At 71.8% G+C, this 18,910-nt stretch carries 16 protein-coding genes and 1 pseudogene; 12 read left to right on the top strand and 5 right to left on the bottom strand.

The window, feature by feature from the left end:
* Positions 1–4 precede the first annotated feature (4 nt).
* On the bottom strand, positions 5–1,057 hold the full coding sequence (locus tag HHX30_RS24625) for an Rv2578c family radical SAM protein (protein WP_169984358.1): 1,053 nt from the start codon (positions 1,055–1,057) through the stop codon (positions 5–7).
* Positions 1,058–1,192: 135 nt separating this feature from the next.
* On the opposite strand from HHX30_RS24625, the gene HHX30_RS24620 reads away from it, so the two are divergent.
* Positions 1,193–1,447 carry a DUF3040 domain-containing protein gene (locus HHX30_RS24620; RefSeq protein ID WP_169984357.1) on the top strand — a complete coding sequence of 85 codons (255 nt, stop codon included), beginning with the start codon at positions 1,193–1,195 and terminating at the stop codon, positions 1,445–1,447.
* Positions 1,448–1,474: 27 nt separating this feature from the next.
* Here the strand turns inward: HHX30_RS24620 and HHX30_RS24615 are convergent, their stop codons facing one another.
* A complete protein-coding gene (locus HHX30_RS24615; RefSeq protein WP_169984356.1) occupies positions 1,475–3,097 on the bottom strand; it encodes a penicillin-binding transpeptidase domain-containing protein in 1,623 nt (540 codons plus the stop codon).
* A gap of 60 nt (positions 3,098–3,157) precedes the next feature.
* Positions 3,158–3,820 carry a lysophospholipid acyltransferase family protein gene (locus HHX30_RS24610; RefSeq protein WP_310742060.1) on the bottom strand — a complete coding sequence of 221 codons (663 nt, stop codon included), beginning with the start codon at positions 3,818–3,820 and terminating at the stop codon, positions 3,158–3,160.
* Between the two features lie 136 nt (positions 3,821–3,956).
* Between HHX30_RS24610 and HHX30_RS24605 the strand changes: the two genes are divergently transcribed.
* The 6 genes from HHX30_RS24605 to HHX30_RS24580 all read left to right on the top strand — a co-directional run bounded on the left by HHX30_RS24605 (position 3,957) and on the right by HHX30_RS24580 (position 9,110).
* Positions 3,957–4,514 (top strand): TetR/AcrR family transcriptional regulator, encoded by a 558-nt coding sequence (locus HHX30_RS24605; protein ID WP_169984355.1) that lies wholly within the window; start codon positions 3,957–3,959, stop codon positions 4,512–4,514.
* Positions 4,515–4,543: 29 nt separating this feature from the next.
* Entirely contained in the window at positions 4,544–5,128 is a 585-nt protein-coding gene (locus tag HHX30_RS24600) for a DUF4865 family protein (RefSeq protein WP_211592490.1), read from the top strand.
* 266 nt (positions 5,129–5,394) lie between these two features.
* Complete coding sequence (locus HHX30_RS24595; RefSeq protein ID WP_311922847.1) at positions 5,395–5,931, top strand: GNAT family N-acetyltransferase; 537 nt, start codon at positions 5,395–5,397, stop codon at positions 5,929–5,931.
* 5 nt (positions 5,932–5,936) lie between these two features.
* Positions 5,937–6,935, top strand: a complete 999-nt coding sequence (locus HHX30_RS24590; protein WP_169984353.1) for an NAD-dependent epimerase/dehydratase family protein — start codon at positions 5,937–5,939, stop codon at positions 6,933–6,935.
* On the top strand, positions 6,932–8,326 hold the full coding sequence (locus tag HHX30_RS24585; protein ID WP_169984352.1) for an aminotransferase class V-fold PLP-dependent enzyme: 1,395 nt from the start codon (positions 6,932–6,934) through the stop codon (positions 8,324–8,326). Before HHX30_RS24590 ends, HHX30_RS24585 begins: the two co-directional genes overlap by 4 nt.
* Before the next feature lie 31 nt (positions 8,327–8,357).
* Complete coding sequence (locus tag HHX30_RS24580) at positions 8,358–9,110, top strand: sulfite exporter TauE/SafE family protein (RefSeq protein ID WP_169984351.1); 753 nt, start codon at positions 8,358–8,360, stop codon at positions 9,108–9,110.
* 11 nt (positions 9,111–9,121) lie between these two features.
* Here the strand turns inward: HHX30_RS24580 and HHX30_RS24575 are convergent, their stop codons facing one another.
* Entirely contained in the window at positions 9,122–9,814 is a 693-nt protein-coding gene (locus tag HHX30_RS24575) for a TetR/AcrR family transcriptional regulator (RefSeq protein WP_169984350.1), read from the bottom strand.
* Positions 9,815–9,864: 50 nt separating this feature from the next.
* On the opposite strand from HHX30_RS24575, the gene HHX30_RS24570 reads away from it, so the two are divergent.
* From HHX30_RS24570 to HHX30_RS24555, 4 genes are all read left to right on the top strand, one after another.
* Entirely contained in the window at positions 9,865–10,983 is a 1,119-nt protein-coding gene (locus HHX30_RS24570; RefSeq protein WP_169984349.1) for an NAD(P)/FAD-dependent oxidoreductase, read from the top strand.
* 64 nt (positions 10,984–11,047) lie between these two features.
* Positions 11,048–11,704, top strand: coding sequence for a maleylpyruvate isomerase N-terminal domain-containing protein (locus HHX30_RS24565; RefSeq protein WP_169984348.1), 657 nt, complete (start codon positions 11,048–11,050; stop codon positions 11,702–11,704).
* 89 nt (positions 11,705–11,793) lie between these two features.
* Positions 11,794–12,738, top strand: a complete 945-nt coding sequence (locus HHX30_RS24560; protein ID WP_169984347.1) for an ATP-binding cassette domain-containing protein — start codon at positions 11,794–11,796, stop codon at positions 12,736–12,738.
* On the top strand, positions 12,735–13,484 hold the full coding sequence (locus HHX30_RS24555; RefSeq protein ID WP_169984346.1) for an ABC transporter permease: 750 nt from the start codon (positions 12,735–12,737) through the stop codon (positions 13,482–13,484). The genes HHX30_RS24560 and HHX30_RS24555 overlap by 4 nt, the downstream gene beginning before the upstream one ends.
* Here HHX30_RS24555 and HHX30_RS24550 read toward each other — a convergent pair.
* Positions 13,468–16,662 (bottom strand): BTAD domain-containing putative transcriptional regulator, encoded by a 3,195-nt coding sequence (locus HHX30_RS24550; RefSeq protein WP_169984345.1) that lies wholly within the window; start codon positions 16,660–16,662, stop codon positions 13,468–13,470. The genes HHX30_RS24555 and HHX30_RS24550 overlap by 17 nt on opposite strands.
* A gap of 396 nt (positions 16,663–17,058) precedes the next feature.
* Between HHX30_RS24550 and HHX30_RS24545 the strand changes: the two are divergent.
* A pseudogene (locus HHX30_RS24545) lies at positions 17,059–18,910 on the top strand (DNA-directed RNA polymerase subunit beta); the annotation flags it as partial.

Genomic DNA, 18,910 nt, shown 5'->3' with positions numbered 1-18,910 from the left:
CGGGTCACAGAAGCGTGAGCTGCTCGGCCGTCGCGGCCGGTGCGGGCGGGCGGACCGGCCGCTCGCCGAGCCGTCGCGCGCCACGGGCGCCGTGCGGGGCCGACCGGCCGACGCCGTGCTCGCGGGCGAGCGCCCGCACGGTCTCGCCGATCCGTTCCTGGTACGCCCTGGGGGCGTAGGCGCCCCTGCCGTACAGCTCCAGGTAGCGGGGGACGAGCCGGGGGTGCTCACGGGACAGCCAGGCCATGAACCACTCGCGCGCGCCGGGCCGCAGGTGGAGCACGATAGGGGTCACGTGCGTGGCGCCGGCCTCGGCGATGCGGCGGACGGTGGTCTCCAGCGCCCGCGGCGAGTCGGACAGGTAGGGGAGGATCGGCGCCATCAGCACGCCGCACGCGACGCCGTGCTCGTTGAGGGTGGCGCACACCTCCAGCCGCTTGCGCGGCGAGGGGGTGCCGGGCTCGACGGCCCGCCACAGCGGCTCATCGGTGAACCCGGCCGAGACGGCCGTGCTCACGTCGGTCACCTCGGCCGCCTCGGCGAGCAGATCGAGGTCGCGCAGGATGAGCGAGCCCTTGGTCAGGATCGAGAACGGGTTGCGTGCGTCCCGCAGGGCGCCGATGATGCCGGGCATCAGCCGGTAGCGGCCCTCGGCGCGCTGATAGCAGTCGACGTTGGTCCCCATCGCGATGGGCTGCCCGCGCCACCGGGGCGCCGCCAGCTCCCTGCGTACGAGGTCGGGGGCGTTGACCTTCACCACGATCTTCGAGTCGAAGTCCCGCCCGGAGTCCAGGTCGAGGTATTCGTGCGTCCTGCGGGCGAAGCAGTACGTGCACGCGTGCGTACAGCCGCGGTAGGGGTTGACGGTCCACTCGAACGGGACCCGGCTCGCCGAGGGGACCCGGTTGACGATCGACCGCGCGTGGATCTCGTAGAAGGTGACGCCCCGGAACTCGGGGGTGTCGAAGGTCCGCGTCACGGCCGACCGGGCGAACAGGGGTGTCGACTCCCTTTGTCCGCCTTCGTCGGTCTCGAGGCGCAGCCCGTCCCATCGCACCCTCCGATTAGAACAGAGGTTCGATCGAGATCGCAACAGGCAACGCGTCGTAAATCGCGGGCCTGGAAACGGCTAACGATCTTCATCGTTGGGCAGAACGTCGGCATATACCTTGCGTTCTGGGAGAGTTGCGCGATGGCCTGGTCGCAGGACGAAGAGCGGATGCTGGCGATGATCGAGCGGCACCTCACCGACGAGGATCCGAAGCTCGCGGCCAGGCTCGAGTCGTTCAACCACCGTGTGGAGCGTGGACGGCAGGGACGGGCCCCCGGTCGCCGGCCGGGCCGCTCAACGGTGATCATCGCGGTGAGCTGGCTGCTCATCGCCACGTTGATCGCGACACTGCTGGTCATGGCCCTGCGGCACGACGCCGCCGCTCTCCCGGTGTAGCGCCGGCGGCAGGTCATCCGCGCGGGGTCAGGACAGGCCCTTCAGGAAGCGCGCGGCGACCGGCGCGGCCACGCCGCCGCCCATGCCACCGGCCTCCACGACGACGGCGAAGGCCAGGTCACCGCGATACCCGATGAACCAGGCGTGCGAGTCGAGTTCGGGGCCGGCGCCGAACTCGGCGGTCCCGGTCTTGCCCGCCGTCCCCGCGGGCAGCCCGGCGGCGTGGGCGGTGCCCTTGGTGACGACCGCTCTCATCATCGACCGCAGGCCCGTGACGACGTTGTCCGGCAGTTCCCTGGGAGCGGTCTTCTGCTTCAGCGAGGGCACCAGTGTGGGTGGCCGCCAGGAGCCGTCGGCCACCGCCGCGGCCACGGTCGCCATCACCAGGGGACTGGCGGTGATCCTGCCCTGCCCGAAGGACTCCGCGGCCAGGTCGGCCTCGCTGGTGGCCTTCGGCATGCTGCCGGCGGTCGCCGGGACGCCGATGCGCAGCGGCTGGTTGAAGCCCAGGTCCGTCGCCAGGTCGTACAGCTTGGCCGCGCCGAGCTTGTCCGCGGCGAGCGGGGCGAACGTGGTGTTGCAGGAGTGGGCGTAGGAGTCGAGGAACGACAGCGACCCGAACGCCTCGTGGTCGGAGTTGCGGATCTTCAATCCGCCGACGACCGCCTCCTTCGGGCAGGTCACCCGGCTCGACGGGGTCAGCCCCTCGGCCAGCAGCCCGGCGGCGGTGATCGTCTTGAACGTGGACCCGGGAGCGTACCTGCCGTCCAGTGCGCGGTTGAATCCGCCCTTGTTGTTGGCGATGGCGAGGATCTCGCCCGTAGAGGGCCTGACCGCGACGAGCGAGGCGGGCTTGTCCAGGTCGCGCACCGCGTCGGCGGCGGCGCTCTGCACCTTCAGATCGAGGCTGGTCCGCAGGTCCTTGCCGGGGGAGCCCTCGACGGCGTGCAGGGTCTTCCGGCTCCGGCCCACCACCTGGATCTCGGTGGTGGGGGTGCCGGCGAGCTGCCTCTGGAACGTCTCCTGCAGGCCGCCGCGGCCCACGGCGTCGCCCTTCTTGTAGGCGGTGCCGAGCTTCTCGACGTCCTCGTCCTCCGCCTTGTCCAGGTAGCCCACGAGCTGCTGCACCGAGCCGCCCACGTCGCCGCCGTCGATGCGGCCGCCGTCGGCGCCGGTGATCGCCGCCCGCTGCGGCCACGACGTCTTGAGCGCCAGGTGGTTGGTTCCGTCGAGCGCGGGGTGGACCGCGGCCGGCGACCAGTCGACCTTCCAGTAGTGGTCCTTGACCACCAGCTTCAGCGAGCCCCGGTAGGTCCAGTCGCCGACGTTCTTCACGGTGGCCGTGGCGGTGTAGGACGCGGTCGCCCTGTCGTCCTTCGCCGCGCCGGCCCGCACGTCGCGGACGGCGACCTTCGCCACCGCGAGGTTCTTGGTGAGCTCGGCGTACGCCGCGTCGAAGCCGGGGGCGGGAGCGGCGAGCTCGGCCTTCATCGCCGCGAGGTCGCCCCGCGACCAGGCGGCGGCGAACCGCGCGGCGGTCTCCTGCGGCGTGCCGCGCGTGTGCAGCACGTAGTAGGCGCCGCCGGCGGCGCCCCCCGCCAGCACGACGGCCACGGCGGCCGAGATCGCGACAGTACGTCCTCGCGGCACGCGCACCCCCAATGACGGCCTTGCGGTCGGGACCAGAGCCTAGCGGGGTCAAATCGTTATTTACACTCCAGTTTCCCCGGCGCTCTTGACGCTGGCGCCGTACCGGGGGACGTACTCCTGGCCGGACAGGCGCTGGATCGCGGCCATGACCTCGTCGGTCACCCGTCGGCGGTCCCGGGCGTTGCCCGCGTCGCCGGTGAAGATCAGCGGCTCTCCGAACCGCACGCCGATGCTGTGCAGGCGCGGCACCGACGCGCCGGGCGGAAGCACCTTCTCGGTGCCCAGCATGGCGACGGGCACGATCGGGGCGCCCGTGGTCAGCGTGAGCCAGGCCACGCCGACCTTCCCCCGGTAGAGGCGGCCGTCGGGGGAGCGGGTGCCCTCGGGATAGATGCCGAACAACTCGCCGGCCTTCAGCACCTCCACCGCGGCGTCGAGCATGTCCTGGGCGGCCGTGACGTTCTCGCGGTCGATCTCCATCGCTCCCATCGAGCGCATCCACGCCGCCACGAGGGGGTTGCCGGTGAAGTACTCCTTTTTCGCTACGAACCGCACCATCCGCGGCACCACGGCCGGCATGAAGAACGAGTCGAGCACGGACAGGTGGTTGGAGGCGAGGATCGCGGGCCCGTGCGCGGGGACGTGCTCGAGTCCTTCCGTCCGCGGCCGCCACAGCGCGTGCATGACGGGAACGCTGAGGAACTTCAGGGCGGGGTAGAGCACGGCCTCTCCTTCTCCGGTCCGACGCACATACCCTAGGGCGACCGGACCCCCTTACAGGTGTAGGGCCCCTGCAACGGAGCCGTTCGTGTTTTGTACGGCTTCACCATGGCTGTTTGTACCTACTAGTATGTACGGCATGAGCACATCGGACCGCCTGATCGAGAGCACGCGCGAACTGCTGTGGGAGCGGGGCTACGTCGGGACCAGCCCACGGGCGATCCAGCAGCGGGCGGGAGCCGGGCAGGGCAGCATGTACCACCACTTCTCCGGCAAACCCGACCTCGCGCTGGCCGCGATCAGCCGTACGGCGGAGGAGATGCGCGCCGGGGTGGAGGAGATCCTGGGCGGCCCGGGCACGGCCGTCGAGCGGGTGTCGGCCTACCTGCGGCGCGAGCGGGAGGTGCTGCGGGGCTGTCCGATCGGCCGGCTCACCCAGGACCCCGAGGTCATGGCCGATCCGGCGCTGCGGCGGCCGTTGGAGGAGACGTTCGGGTGGCTGCGCGACCGGCTCGCGGCGGTGCTGGCCGAGGGACGCGACCGGGGTGAGCTCGACGCGGGCCTCGATCCCGCGCGGACCGCCGCGACGGTGGTGGCGGTGCTGCAGGGCGGTTACGTTCTGGCCCGCGCGGCCGGTTCGCCCGAGCCGTTCCACCAGGCCGTCGACGGGGTGCTCGCCCTGTTGTCCCGCGCTTGAGCGCCCAAGGAGACCCGCCCGTGTACGCGATGCAGTACGAGATCACTCTGCCCGCCGACTACGACATGACGATCGTCCGGGAGAGGGTGGCCGCCCGCGGCCACGCCCTCGACGACCGGCCCGGGCTCGGACTCAAGGCCTACCTGGTCCGTGAGCGCGGCGTCGCCGGCTCCGCGGTCAACCAGTACGCGCCGTTCTACCTCTGGAACGACGCCGGGAGGATGGGCGAGTTCCTGGTCGGAGGGGGCGGCTTCCAGGGCATCGTCGCCGACTTCGGCCGCCCGGCCGTGCGGCACTGGACGGGGCTGGCCGTCGAGGCGGGCCGGGCCAGGGGGACGGCGCCCCGCGCGGCGTCGCGGCGGCTGGTCCCGCTGCCCGCCTCGGCCGACCTGCCGGAACAGGTGGCGGCCGCCCTCGCCGGACTGCGTGAGCTGGGCGGCGCCGACGGCCTGCACACCGCGGCCCTCGCCGTCGACCCTCACCACTGGCGGCTGATGACGTTCGCGCTGTGGGAGCGGGAGGCGCCGGGTGTGCGCGGCGACGCCGAGCACTACGAGGTGCTGCACCTGTCCGCGCCCGGCCTCACGAGTCTGCCCGCGGGACGGACCTGGTGACGGCCCCGGGACGAGCCGACGCCCCGCGAGACCCGAGTCTCGCGGGGCGTCCACGTCGAGGGCCGATGTGGCGGTCGCCTCCTCGGCGAGATGCACAACACGGCTCCAGCCGAACGGTATTCCGTGAAGGCGGTGATTGCGGCCCGGGGGACACAAACCACATCGGCCACGAACGACTCTAGCCGACTTCCGCCTCTGCTTTCTCCCGCCCCCCTCATCGGGGTGCGTCATCAGCAGCCCAAGCCCTCGTGCACTATCGTCGGCGAGTGACGAATTCGATCAAAACCGCGCGACTCGTGCTGCGGCGGTGGCGCGAGGAGGACAAGGAGCCGTTCGCGGCGCTGAACGCCGATCCGGTCGTCATGGAGCACTTCCCGGCCACGCTGTCCCGTGAGGAGAGCGACGCGCTCGCCGAGCGCGCCGACGCCGGATTCGACGAGCGAGGGTTCGGCTGGTGGGCGGTCGAGGCGGACGGGGAGTTCATCGGCTTCACCGGACTACAGGTCCCGAGGTTCACCGCGCACTTCACGCCGTGCGTGGAGATCGGCTGGCGGCTCGCCCGCTCGGCCTGGGGCCATGGGTACGCATCGGAGGCGGCACGGGCGTCGCTTGAGGACGGGTTCGGCCGCCTCGGACTGACCGAGGTCGTCTCGTTCACGGCGGTGCCGAACGTCCGCTCGCAGGCCGTGATGCGGCGGATCGGCATGACCCACGACCCCGCGGGGGACTTCGACCACCCGGTGCTCCCCGAAGGCCACCCGCTGCGCCGCCACGTTCTGTACCGGATCCGGAGGCAGGAGTGAGCGGCATGCGGCTGCTGGTGCTGGGCGGCACGACGTTCGTCGGCCGGTGGGTGGTCACGGCCGCGGTGGAGTGCGGCTGGCACGTCACCACGTTCACCCGAGGGCAGGCCGGATGGGCCCACCCCGAGGCCGAGGCGGTGACCGGCGACCGGCTGCGCCCGGCCGACCTCGCCCCGCTCGCCGACGGCCGATGGGACGCCGTGGTGGACACCTGGGCCGGCGCGCCCCGGGTCGTACGGGACAGCGCCCGCGCGCTCGCCGGGCGCGCGGACAGGTACCTGTACGTCTCCAGCCGGGCGGTGTACGCCCCTCCGACGCCGGTCGGTCTGGACGAGGACTGGCCCACGGTCGAGGCGTCGGCGGACGCCGAGGACATCGACTACGCCCCCAACAAGCGGGGCGGCGAGATCGCCGTGGAGCAGGCCTTCGGCGACCGCGCGGTGCTGGCCAGGGCCGGGCTCATCCTCGGGCCGTACGAGGACCAGGGACGGCTGCCGCACTGGCTGCTCCGGGCCGCGCGGGGCGGGGAGATGCTCGCTCCCGGCCCGGCCGCCCAGCCGTTCCGCTACGTGGACGTACGGGATCTCGCGGCCTGGCTCCTCGACGCGGCCGAGGGCGGCGTGCGGGGCCCGGTCAACCTGGTCAACCCGGAGGGGCACGCCACGACCCGGGACCTGCTGGAGTCCGCGGTCGCCGTCACCGGCGGGCGCGCGGAGCCGGTCTGGGTGGATCCGGAGGCGATCGAGGCCGGCGGCGTCGACCGGTGGACGGAACTGCCGGGCTGGATCCCGCCCGGTCCCGAGCAGGCCGGGCTCATCCGGACCGACGTAGGCCGGGCCCTGGCGACCGGGCTGCGGTGCCGTCCGGTGGTGGAGACCGTCGCCGACACCTGGGCGTGGCTGACCGGGTCCGGCGAGATCCCCGTGTCCCCGCCCGGGATCGACCCCGCCAAGGAGCGGGCCGTTGTCGACGCATGGCGGCGATCGGGGCGGAGGACCCCATGACGGACGACCTGCGCGAGGCGGCACGGCGGGCCGCGGACGCGGCGGCCGACCACCTGGCCGCGGTTCCGGACGGCCCGGTGTGGCGGCCGGTGACCGGTCCGGACCTGGACTGGCTGATCCGGCAGCCGCTGCCCGCCACGGGACGCCCGCTGGCGGAACTGCTCGGCGACGTGGACCGGCACGTGTTGCCCTACCCGATGGGCAACGGGCACCCCCGGTTCTTCGGCTGGGTCAACTCGCCGCCCTCGGCGGCCGGCGTCGTGGTCGCACCGCTGGCCGCGGCGATGAACCCGAGCTGCGCCGGGGGCGAGCACGCGGGCGTGCTGCTGGAGCGCACCGCCGTCCGGTGGCTGGCGGAGCTGGCGGGGTTCCCCCACCGGCCGGGCGCCGGGCTGCTGACCAGCGGAGCGTCCATGGCCACCGTCGTCGCGCTCGCCGCGGCCCGGCAGCGCGCTGTCCCGGACGTACGGGAGACGGGCCTGTACGGGCATCCTCCGCTGGCCGTCTACCTGACGGAGGAGGCGCACAGCTGCCTGCGCAAGGCGGCCGAGCTGCTCGGTCTGGGCAGCGGGCACATCCGCACGGTCCCTGTCGACGACGCGTACCGCATGGACACCGCCGCGCTGCGCCGCCTCGTCGCGGCGGACCGGAAGGCGGGGGTGCACCCGTTCTTCGTCGCGGCCAGCGCGGGGACGGTCAACACCGGGGCGGTCGATCCTCTGCGGGAGGTCGCCGAGATCGCACGCGAGAACGGGCTGTGGTTCCACGTCGACGGCGCCTACGGCGCGCTCGGTGTGCTCGCGGAGGAGTGCCGGCCCGCGTACGCCGGGCTGGAACTGGCGGACTCCCTCGCGCTGGACCCGCACAAGTGGCTCGGCGTCCCGGTCGACTGCGGATGCGTCCTGTTCCGCGATCCCTCCGGCCCGCGGGCGGCGTTCAGCCTCGTCCCGCCGTACCTGCGGGACGACGACTCCGGCGAGCTGGGGTGGTACTCCGAGTACGGGCCGGAGCAGACCCGGCCGTTCCGCGCGTTGCGGGTGTGGGCCACGATCGCGCACCTGGGCCGCGACGGCGTCGCCGGACTGGTGCGGCACACCACCCGGCTGGCGCGCGTCCTGGCCGCGATGATCGAGGGCTCAGCCGACTTCGAGCTGCTCGCGCCGGTGGTCACCTCGGTCGTCGCGTTCCGGTACCGGCCCGCGGGCCTCGACGCCGCCGCGGCGGAGAGGCTGAACGAGGCGATTCCCGCCGCGGTGCAGCGGCGCGGGCGCGCCTTCCTCACCGGCACCAGGCTGCGCGGCGCGGCGGCCCTGCGCGCCTGCGTTCTCCACCCGGACACGACCGAGGCCGATTTGGCGGTCCTGCTGGAGGAGATCCGGGCCGCCGCGTGAGTACGCGCCGGCCCATGCCGGACGCCGGGGCGTGACCGGCGTCGAGGACCTCGCGCTGCTGGCCGCCGCCGGGGCGCTCGCCGGGCTGGTCGGCACCGCGGGCGGCATCACCTCCCTCATCTCCTATCCGGCGCTGCTCGCGGCGGGCCTTCCCGCACTCGAGGCGAACGTGGCCAACATCGTCGCGCTCGTCGCCTGCTGGCCCGGCTCGGCCCTGGCCTCGCGGCCCGAGCTGCGCGGGAAGGGGCCCTGGCTGCGGCGGTGGGTGCCGCTGTCGGCGCTCGGCGGGGCGGCGGGGTCGGCGTTGCTGCTGTCCACCTCGCCCGGTGTCTTCGCCCGCGTCGTGCCCTTCCTCGTGGCCGCGGGCTCGCTGGCGCTGCTCGCGCAGCCCCGGCTCGCCGCACGTCACGAGCGACGAGGCTCACCGGACACCGTTCTCCCGCTCGGGCTGACCGCCCTGTCGGTCTACAACGGATACTTCGGTGCGGGATCGGGGGTGATGATCCTCGCCCTCCTCCTGGTGACCGCCGAGCCGGAGCTGCCCGCCGCGAACGCCCTGAAGAACATGCTCCTCGGCGCCGGCGCCCTGGTCTCCGCCGCCGGATTCGCTTTCTTCGGGCCCGTCGACTGGGCCGCCGTCGCGCCTCTCGCGGTGGGCCTGTTCGCCGGGTCCACGCTCGGCCCCCGGGTCACCCGGCGCCTGCCGGCCGGGCTGCTGCGCTGGCTGGTCGCCCTGATCGGCCTCGGCCTGGCGGTCCGCCTGTGGGTCGCGCCGGGCAGCTGATCGCCGAAGCGTCACGCCGGCGGCCGGGCGAGTTTGGCGGCCACGGCGTCGAGGACCCAGTCCAGGCCGGTCGCGAAGGACGCCTCGGCGTCCACGTCCGTGCCGTCGTACACGGCCTTGGCCAACGCCGGGAAGCGGCCCGTGGCCAGCATTCTCGTCACGTGCGGGCCGGAGGCGCGCTGCCAGTCGCGCTTGGACAGGCCCGTGGCCCGCTCGGCCCGCAGGTGCGCGATCTCGCGCCTGATCGCGCCGGTGAAGTAGGCGCTGACAGTCTCCACGGCGCGCATGACGGTGTCGAGGTCGGCGAGGCCGTCGAGGGCGGCAAGCGTGGCCTCGGTCACGGCGAGACCGTTCGGGCCCAGGGCCGGGCGGCCGCCGAGCAGGTCGGCCAGCCATTCGTGACGGAGAGCGGCCTGCCTGGTGCGGTGGGCGAGGACGCGCAGCGCCTCCCGCCAGTCGCCGGGCTGCTCCTCGGGGAGGATCTCGGCTTGGACCTCGTCCACCATGAGGTCGAACAGTTCCTCCTTGGTGGAAATGTATCCGTACAACCGCATCGGACCGGCGTCCAGCCGGGCGGCGACCTTGCGTAGCGACACCGCCTCCAGCCCGCCCTCGTCGGCCAGCGCGATGGCGGCGGCGACGATCCGCTCGCGGTCGAGCGGCACGGGGCGAGGCGGCGGCTCCGGCCGGTCCCACACAGTCATGGTCACACCGTACTGGTGCGATGCGTCGCGGCGGAATACAGTGTATCGATATGAGACAGCGTATCGCCGTGGTCGGGAGCGGCCCCGCCGGCCTTACTTTCGCCCGCGTCCTGCACCGTCATGATCACCCCGTCACCGTCCTCGAACGCGATCCCGCCCCCGACGCCCGCCCCCCGGGCGGCACCCTGGACCTGCACGAAGGGCTGGGTCAGCTCGCACTGGACAAGGCGGGGCTGCTCGCGGAGTTCCAGGCGCTGTCTCGTCCCGAGGGGCAGGCCATGCGCATCCTGGACACGGACGGGACCGTCCTGCGCGACTGGCGACCCCGTCCAGACGACCGGGCCAATCCCGAGATCGACCGCCGCCAACTCCGTGACCTGCTGCTCGGCCCTCTCGACGTCCGGTGGGGGCGGGGCGTGACGCAGGTGGTTCCGGGGACCCGGGACGGCGTACTGGTCCATTTCGCGGACGGACGGCAGGAGACGTTCGACCTCGTGGTCGGCGCGGACGGCGCCTGGTCCCGGACCCGCCCGGCGGTCTCGTCGATGACACCGCACTACACCGGCGTCACCTTGGTCGAGACCTTCCTCGACGACGTCGACGCCCGCCACCCTGACCTCGCCCGGTTGGTCGGCGACGGTTCCGTGGCCGTGTACGGCGTGAACCGAGGTCTTGTCGCCCAGCGCAACAGCGGCGGCCACGTCAAGGTGTACGCCCAGTTCCGCGCGCCTGTGGACTGGCACACGAACCTGGACCTGGCCGACGTCGAGGCCGTGCGATCGAGCCTGCTGGCTCTGTTCGACGGCTGGGCCGCCCCCGTCCTCGACCTCCTCCGCCATGGCACCGCTTTCGCCCACCGCCCCCTCTACGTCCTGCCCGCGTCCCACACCTGGACCCACGTCCCCGGGGTGACGCTACTGGGCGACGCCGCCCATCTGATGCCCCCGTTGGGGGCGGGCGCGAACCTCGCGATGCTGGACGGCGCCGAACTCGCCGAGGCCATCGCCACCGGCCCCGGAGATCTGGACGGGGCCGTCCGCGCATTCGAGGAACAGATGTGGGAGCGGGCCGGCAGGTGGGCGAAGATCACGATGGCAGGTCTGGAACGCCTCGTGAGCCCCAACCCCGCCGACGCCATCGCCCTCTTCGACCACGTCCAGCCATCCTGAGGCGCCCGACTGCCGGGCGCGAGGGTGCTTCACCGCCCATCGCGGCAGGGGCTACCTTGCTGGGGTGGATCTCTTCGCGCGCTCATGGGTGGCATTACGCAGCGTGGTCGCCGAACTCCCGGACGAGGACTTCGCACAGCCGTCCGGCTGCGCAGGCTGGCTCGTGCGGGACCTGGTGTGCCATCTGGTGATCGACGCTCAGGACGTCCTGATCACCCTCGTGACCCCGGCGGACACGGAACCGACCCGCGACGCGGTCACCTACTGGGACGTCGCCGAGACGCCGCCGAGCGGCGACGACCCGCTCGACGCGCTGATCGTCCGGCTGGCCGCCGCCTACGAGGAGCCCCGGCTGCTCAAGTTCCATCTCGACGACGTCGGCTCCGCCGCGGGCCGCGCCGCCGGACTCGCCGACCCGGACCTCCGGGTCGGCACCCGCGGCGAGGTCCTCACCGCGGGCGACTACCTCTCGGCGTACGTCCTGGAGTGGACGCTGCACCACCTGGACCTGGGCGCGCACCTACCGCACGCACCGGAACCGCCCGCGGAGGGACTCGCCCGGTCCCGCGAGATGCTCGAGAAGATCGCCGGAACCGCCTTCCCCGCGTCGTTCTCCGACAAGGACGCGCTGCTCGTCGGCACGGGACGGCGCGCGCCGACCACCGCGGAGCAGGTGGAACTGGGCGAGCTGGCCGCGAAACTCCCGATGGTCCTCGGCTGATCTGATCAGCCGACGCGGACCCGGCGTATCAGCGGCCGCGTCAGCACGGCAACGGCCCGGTGTCAGGGCGGCCGGAGATCGTGGACGCCATGAACGGATCAGCCATCACGGCCTCGGGGCTGCGGAAGGCATACAAAGACAAGATCGTGCTCGACGGCATCGACCTGGATGTCCGGACCGGCACTGTTTTCGCCCTGCTCGGACCCAACGGGGCAGGGAAGACGACGACGGTGAACGTGCTGACCACGCTGCTGACCCCCGACGCCGGCACGGTCGTCGTCGCCGGGCACGACGTGGCCACGGAGACCACGGCGGTGCGCGCGGCGATCGGGGTCACCGGGCAGTTCGCCGCGGTGGACGACCTGCTCACCGGCGAGGAGAACCTCCTGCTGATGGCGGATCTCCTGCACCTGCCCAAGGCGGAGGGCAGGGGAGTCGCCCGCCGGTTGATCGACCGGTTCGACCTGGCCGAGGCGGCGGGGGAACCGGCGGCGTCCTACTCCGGCGGCATGCGCCGCAAGCTGGATCTCGCCATGACGCTGGTCGGCAGGCCGCAGGTCATCTTCCTCGACGAGCCCACGACAGGGCTCGACCCGCGCAGCCGCCGCACCATGTGGGAGATCATCCGGGAACTGGTCGCCGACGGTACGACCGTCTTCCTCACCACCCAGTACCTCGAGGAGGCCGACCAGCTCGCCGGTCGCATCGCCGTACTCGACCGGGGCCGGCTGGTCGCGGAGGGCACCTCCGACGAGCTCAAGCGCCGGGTTCCCGGGAGTCATGTCCGGCTGCGGTTCACCGGCCGGGACGAACTCGACGCCGCGGCGCGGGTCCTGCCCGGCTCCACGCGGGACGACGAAGAGCTGACCCTGCGTGTGCCCGGAGACGGCGGGGTGAGGTCGTTGCGCACGCTGCTCGACCGGCTCGACGCCCACTCCGTCGACGTCGGGGAACTGTCGGTGCACACCCCGGACCTGGACGACGTCTTCCTCGCCCTCACCGGCGACGCGAACAAGGAGATCGGCGCACGATGAACGTCATCGCGGATTCCGTGACCATGCTGCGGCGCAACTTCCGGCACACCATGCGAAATCCCCTGGCGCTGTTCAACGGCGTCGTCATGCCGGTCTTCCTGATGTTCCTGATGGTCTACGTGTTCGGTGACGCGTTCAGCGTCGGTGTGGACTACGCCGACTACGCGACGCCGGGACTGATGCTGACGACCATCTGCTACGGCATCGGCGCCACCGCGATCGCGGTGAACGCCGATATGACGACCGGATTCATCAACCGGCTCCGCGTCATGGACGTGTCCCGGTCCGCGGTGCTGAACGCGCACGTGATCATGACCCTGCTGCGGAGCCTGGTGGCCATCGCGATCGTCACCGGGGTCGCGTTCCTCATGGGATTCGGGCCGTCGGCGGGTCTCGCGCAGTGGCTCGGCGTGATCGGCATCGTCGTGCTGACGGTCCTGGCGATCGGCTGGCTGGCCGTCGCGTTCGGTCTCGCGGCGAAGACGCCGGAAAGCGCGGGCCTCGCCGGCGTCCCGCTGATGCTCCTTCCCTTCTTGAGCAGCGCGTTCGTGCCGGCGGACAAGATGGGGCCGGGGGTGCGGCAGTTCGCCGAGTATCAGCCGTTCACCCCGATCATCGAAACCCTGCGGGGGCTGCTGGCCGGCACGCCGTCGGCGGGTTCGGCCGTCACGGCGATCGCCTGGTGCGTGGGGCTCGCGCTGATCGGCTACCTGTGGGCGCGCGCGTCGTTCACGAAGCGAGCGTGACCTCGGCCAGCTCGCGCCAATCCCGCCGCCGGCCGTCCCGGGTCGCCTCGGTGAACGCGGTTTCGCCGAGGCGACCCCGCACGGCCGCGGCGATCCTCGCGGCGTCCGGCTGTGAACGATCCGGCATCCCGCGTACGGCGTCGCTCGCCGCGAGCAGCCGCGCGGCCTGCTCGTAGTCTCCCTGGCGAAGGGCGAGATCCGCGATCCCGACCAGCACCCCGGCGGTCGCCGGCGGATACTCGTACTCCGTCACCGCGCGCAACGCCTCGCTCCGGTACGCGCGGGCCCTGCCGAGATCCTCCGTGAGGTAGCCGTGGAGGTCCAGGGCGCCGGCGCGGGCGAAGCCGGCCAGTTCCGCGTCGCCCAGCAGCCTGGCCAGGTGCCGGCGTGCCTCGTCCGGCTCGCCGCGCCAGCGCGCCAGCCGCGCCTTCGCCAGCTCGAGCTCGGCGAGCACGCCCGGCCAGGTGATCCCGCCCGCGCACCGCTGCGCTTCGGCCATGGCGGAGGCGCTGGATCGCTCCTCGCCGAGCAGCCAGTACAGCTGCGCCTGCCGCGCCCGCAGGCCGACCACGTCCTCGGTCGCGCCCACCTCGGTCAGCGCCACGACGGCCTCCTCGTAGTGCTCACACGCGCGGGCGAACTCGCCGCGCATGGCGAGCCGATCGGCCAGGAAGGTCAGCGCCAGCGAGATCCCCCACCGGTCACCCAGCGTGCGGAACTCGGCGAGACCGATCTCGAGGTCGATGTCCACGTCGGTCTCGTCGCCGCCGAGCGTGAGCCGCAACCGGCCACGACTGACCCTGGCCTGCGCACGCACCCACGGATCGTCGCCGGCGATGAGCGGCTCGAACGCGGGCAGGAACTCCGCCGGTTCACGCAGCATCCGCTCCAGCGGCGCGACGAAGCCGAGCAGCGGGTTGCGATGTTCGCCGAGCTGGGCGAAGCGGTGCGCCGCGTTGATCCATTCCCGCGCCTGATACTGGTCGCCGCCGATCCTGGAGCTGACGAACATCGCCACGACGGCGTACGCCATCGCCCGCACCTCATCGGGCACCGTGCCGTGGACCTCGCTCCGCAGCGAGGCCGCCGCGATGCCCAGCTCGGTGCCCTCGGCCCTGTGCCCGCTGAGGAACCAGTACCAGCCCGCGGCCGCGACCAGCCGCATCGCCTCCTGGGCCCATCCCTCGGCGATGGCCCCGCGCAGAGCCGCGTTGATGTTGTCGTGCTCGGCGTCGAGCGTGGACAGCCACTCGAGTTGCTCGGCCCGGCGCAGGTGCGGATCGGCCGTCTCGGCCAGCTCGGTGAAGTAGGCGAGGTGCGCCCGGCGCGCCGTCTCGGTCTCCCCGGCTTCGGCGAGCCGGTGCGCCGCGTACTCTCTGATGGTGTCGAGCATCCGGTAGCGAGGCGTGTCCTCGCCGCCGGCGAGCACCAGCGACTTCTCGACCAACGTGGTCAGCAGGTCGAGCACCTGCTCCCCGGCGAGCTCCCCGTCGAGCGCTCCACCCCCGGCGAGCGCATCGTTCCGGGGATGCGCCTCGTTCCCGCACACCCGCTCGGCCGCCTCCAGGCTCGCCCCGCCGGAGAACACCGAGAGCCGCCGCAGCACGCGACGTTCGGCCTCGGTCAGCAGATCCCAGCTCCAGTCGATCACCGCGCGGAGCGTCTTGTGCCGGGGCAGTGCCGTACGGCTGCCGCCGGTCAGCAGCCGGAACCGGTCGTCGAGCCGGAGTGCCAGCTGGTCGACGGACATGGTGCGCAGCCGTGCCGCGGCCAGTTCGATCGCCAGCGGGATCCCGTCGAGCGCCCGGCAGATCCGCGCCATGGCCGACAAGGTGTGCGCGTCCGAGCCGATGTCCTTGCGCACCAGATTCGCGCGGTCCCGCAGCAGCCGCACCGCGGGCGAGGATCCGGCCTCGGAGGGGTCCGCCCCCTTCGCGGGCAGCGCGAGCGGCTCGACCTGCCACAGAACCTCCCCGGTGATACCGAGAGGTTCCCTGCTCGTGGCCAGGATCCGCAGCCTCCGGCACTCCCGGAGAAGCCGATCCGCGAGAGTCGCGGCCGCCTCGATCACGTGTTCGCAGTTGTCCAGGATCAGCAGGATCGCGCGGTCCCGGACGGCGGCGATGAGCCGATCGACCGGTTCCCCACCCCGCGCACCACCGAGCAGCGCCTGGTCACGCAGGCCGATCGCGGTAAGGGCGGCCTGCGCCGGCTCACCGCCTGCCGGCACCGAGGCCAGCTCGACCAGCCACGCCCCATCCGGCAGCTCGGCGAGCATCGTCCGTGCGGTCTCCGTGGCCAGCCTCGTCTTGCCGGAGCCACCCGGCCCCGTCAAGGTGACCAGCCGGTGCCCGGCGACCAGACCGGCGACCGCGGAGACGTCGTCGTCCTTGCCGACGAAACTCGTCAGCTCGGCGCGCAGGTTCGTCCTGCCGTTGTCCGCCCGCTCGCCCAGCTCGCCCCGCAGCAACGCGGTGTGCAGCGCGGAGAGCTCGGCCGACGGGCCGGTGCCGAGCTCCTCGGCGAGCCGCTCACGTGTCCGCTGGTACACGGTCAACGCCTCGGCCGCACGTCCCGCATCGGCGAGCGCTCGCATCAGGGCCGCCACGAACCCCTCCCGCAGCGGGTACGCGGCGACCAGCTCGGTCAGCTCGGAGACCAGCTCCGACCCACGGCCGAGGCGGATGTCGGCATCCACCCGATCCCCGAGCGCGGCGACGTGGAGCTCGTCCAGACGCACGACCGCGGCGTCGAACGCGTCGCTGTCCCGCAGCGCGATGTCCGCCATGGCCGTACCGCGCCACAACGCCAGGGCCGAGCGCAGCAGATCCGCCCGCGCCGCGGGCTCGGCGGTGCGGGCCTGACCGACCAGGCGCTCGAACCGGCACACGTCCACGGCATCAGGAGCGACGGCGAGCCGGTACCCGCCGGAGTCCGCCTCGATCACACCGTCCGGCAGCACCTTGCGCAGCCTGGACACCAGCGCCTGTAAGGCGTTCACCTCGTCCGCGGGTGGCCGCCGCCCCCAGATCCAGTCCACCAGCCTCGCACGCGTGACGATCCGGCCGGGTTCGAGGGCGAGCGCGGCGAGCAGTGCGCGCAGCCGAATCCCGGGAACCTCCACCACGGCCCCATCACCGTTCCGGACCTCGAACGGCCCGAGCAATCCGACTCGCACGTCAGCAATTGTGCCGAGCCGTGGCGGCGACCGATCAACCGCCACCGCGCGCACTCCGCCCACCTGTGAACGGAGCAGGCGGCCTCGGATGAAGGCCGGCGCTTCGCGGGGCGTGCCGGCGTCGATCAGCGGTCGCGGGGCGTCGGCGGCGGTGTCGGGACGGCGGATTCATTCGCGAGCGAAATCGCGAGTGCGGCTTGACGAATTCCTCGCCGGCGTGCAACTCTGATTGCGGGATCGAGATTGACAAGCTAGATATTGATGGACTTTCGTTTGCATTTTGGTTTATGATGCCCTTCCATCATGCTCGCCCTCGGCATCCCACTCCTTCGTTTTCGGCTGTGATGTCGTCCGGCGCGCGTGTCGTCAGTCCGCGATCCCCCGGAAGGACATCTGTTGGCAGCCTCGCGCAACGCCTCCGCCGTACCCGCCGGTCCCCGCCGCGTCTCCTTCGCGCACATCCGGGAGCCGCTCGAAGTGCCCGACCTTCTCGCCCTGCAGACCGAGTCCTTCGACTGGCTGGTGGGGAACGAGAGATGGAAGGGCCGGGTCGAGGCGGCTCGCCAGGCCGGGCGCAAGGACATTCCGCTCCAGTCGGGTCTCGAAGAGATCTTCGAGGAGATCAGTCCCATCGAGGACTTCTCCGGAACCATGTCCCTGTCGTTCCGGGACCACAGGTTCGAGCCGCCCAAGTACTCGGTCGACGAGTGCAAAGACAAGGACATGACCTACTCCGCCCCGATGTTCGTCACGGCGGAGTTCATCAACAACACCACAGGTGAGATCAAGAGCCAGACGGTGTTCATGGGCGACTTCCCGCTCATGACGTCGAAGGGCACCTTCATCGTCAACGGCACCGAGCGTGTCGTGGTCTCCCAGCTCGTCCGGTCACCCGGTGTGTACTTCGAGCGGAGTCCCGACAAGACCTCCGACAAGGACCTCTACGGGTGCAAGGTCATCCCCTCCAGGGGCGCCTGGCTGGAGTTCGAGGTCGACAAGCGGGACAGTGTCGGCGTGCGCGTCGACCGCAAGCGCAAGCAGCCGGTCACCGTGCTGCTCAAGGCGCTCGGCTGGACCAGCGACCAGATTCTGGAGCGTTTCGGCCAGTACGAGTCGATGCGGGCGACCCTGGAGAAGGACCACACCTCCGGTCAGGACGACGCGCTGCTGGACATCTACCGCAAGCTGCGTCCGGGTGAGCCGCCGACCAAGGAGTCGGCGCAGGCGTTGCTGGAGAACCTGTACTTCAACCCGAAGCGTTACGACCTGGCCAAGGTCGGCCGCTACAAGATCAACAAGAAGCTGGGCGTCCAGGCCGACATCACCCAGGGCACGCTGACCGACGAGGACATCGTCGCCACCATCGAGTACATCGTGCGCCTGCACGCCGGCGAGGCCGACGTCGAGATCGACGACATCGACCACTTCGGCAACCGCCGTCTGCGCACGGTCGGCGAGCTGATCCAGAACCAGGTCCGCCTGGGCCTGGCCCGCATGGAGCGCGTCGTGCGCGAGCGCATGACCACGCAGGACGTCGAGGCGATCACGCCGCAGTCCTTGATCAACATCCGCCCGGTCGTGGCGTCGATCAAGGAGTTCTTCGGCACCTCGCAGCTGTCGCAGTTCATGGACCACATCAACCCGCTCGCCGCCCTGACGCAGAAGCGGCGTCTGAACGCGCTGGGTCCCGGTGGTCTGTCGCGTGAGCGGGCGGGTTTCGAGGTCCGCGACGTGCACCCGTCCCACTACGGCCGGATGTGCCCGATCGAGTCGCCCGAAGGCCCGAACATCGGCCTCATCGGCTCGCTGGCCTCCTTCGGGCGGGTCAACGCCTTCGGCTTCGTCGAGACGCCCTATCGGAGGGTCGTCGACGGCAAGGTGACCGACGAGATCGACTACCTGACCGCGGACGAGGAGGACAAGTACGTCAAGGCGCAGGCCAACACGGCGCTCAACGCCGACGGCAGCTTCGCCGAGTCGCGCGTCCTGGTGCGTACGAAGGGTGGTGAGACCGAACTCGCGCGTGCGGAGGAGGTCGACTACATCGACGTCTCGCCGCGTCAGATGGTGTCGGTGGCGACGGCGATGATCCCGTTCCTGGAGCACGACGACGCCAACCGCGCGCTGATGGGTTCGAACATGCAGCGTCAGTCGGTGCCGCTGCTGAAGAGCGAGGCGCCGCTGGTCGGGACCGGTATGGAGTACCGTGCCGCGACCGACGCCGGTGATGTGATCACGGCGGAGAAGG

Origin of the sequence: Microbispora sp. H10836, assembly GCF_012999525.1 — a bacterium.
In the GTDB taxonomy this organism is placed as follows: Bacteria; Actinomycetota; Actinomycetes; order Streptosporangiales; family Streptosporangiaceae; genus Microbispora.
Note: the sequence above shows the minus strand (reverse complement) of the source record. Positions and strands in the feature narration are given on the sequence as shown.

Excerpts from the sequence above, each read along its gene's own strand:
- HHX30_RS24590 (WP_169984353.1), top strand. The coding sequence starts at position 5,937 with ATGCGGCTGCTGGTGCTGGGCGGCACGACGTTCGTCGGCCGGTGGGTG.
- HHX30_RS24605 (WP_169984355.1), top strand. The coding sequence starts at position 3,957 with ATGAGCACATCGGACCGCCTGATCGAGAGCACGCGCGAACTGCTGTGG.
- HHX30_RS24555 (WP_169984346.1), top strand. The coding sequence starts at position 12,735 with ATGAACGTCATCGCGGATTCCGTGACCATGCTGCGGCGCAACTTCCGG.
- HHX30_RS24585 (WP_169984352.1), top strand. The coding sequence starts at position 6,932 with ATGACGGACGACCTGCGCGAGGCGGCACGGCGGGCCGCGGACGCGGCG.
- HHX30_RS24620 (WP_169984357.1), top strand. The coding sequence starts at position 1,193 with ATGGCCTGGTCGCAGGACGAAGAGCGGATGCTGGCGATGATCGAGCGG.
- HHX30_RS24560 (WP_169984347.1), top strand. The coding sequence starts at position 11,794 with ATGAACGGATCAGCCATCACGGCCTCGGGGCTGCGGAAGGCATACAAA.
- HHX30_RS24600 (WP_211592490.1), top strand. The coding sequence starts at position 4,544 with ATGCAGTACGAGATCACTCTGCCCGCCGACTACGACATGACGATCGTC.
- HHX30_RS24570 (WP_169984349.1), top strand. The coding sequence starts at position 9,865 with ATGAGACAGCGTATCGCCGTGGTCGGGAGCGGCCCCGCCGGCCTTACT.
- HHX30_RS24575 (WP_169984350.1), bottom strand. The coding sequence starts at position 9,814 with ATGACTGTGTGGGACCGGCCGGAGCCGCCGCCTCGCCCCGTGCCGCTC.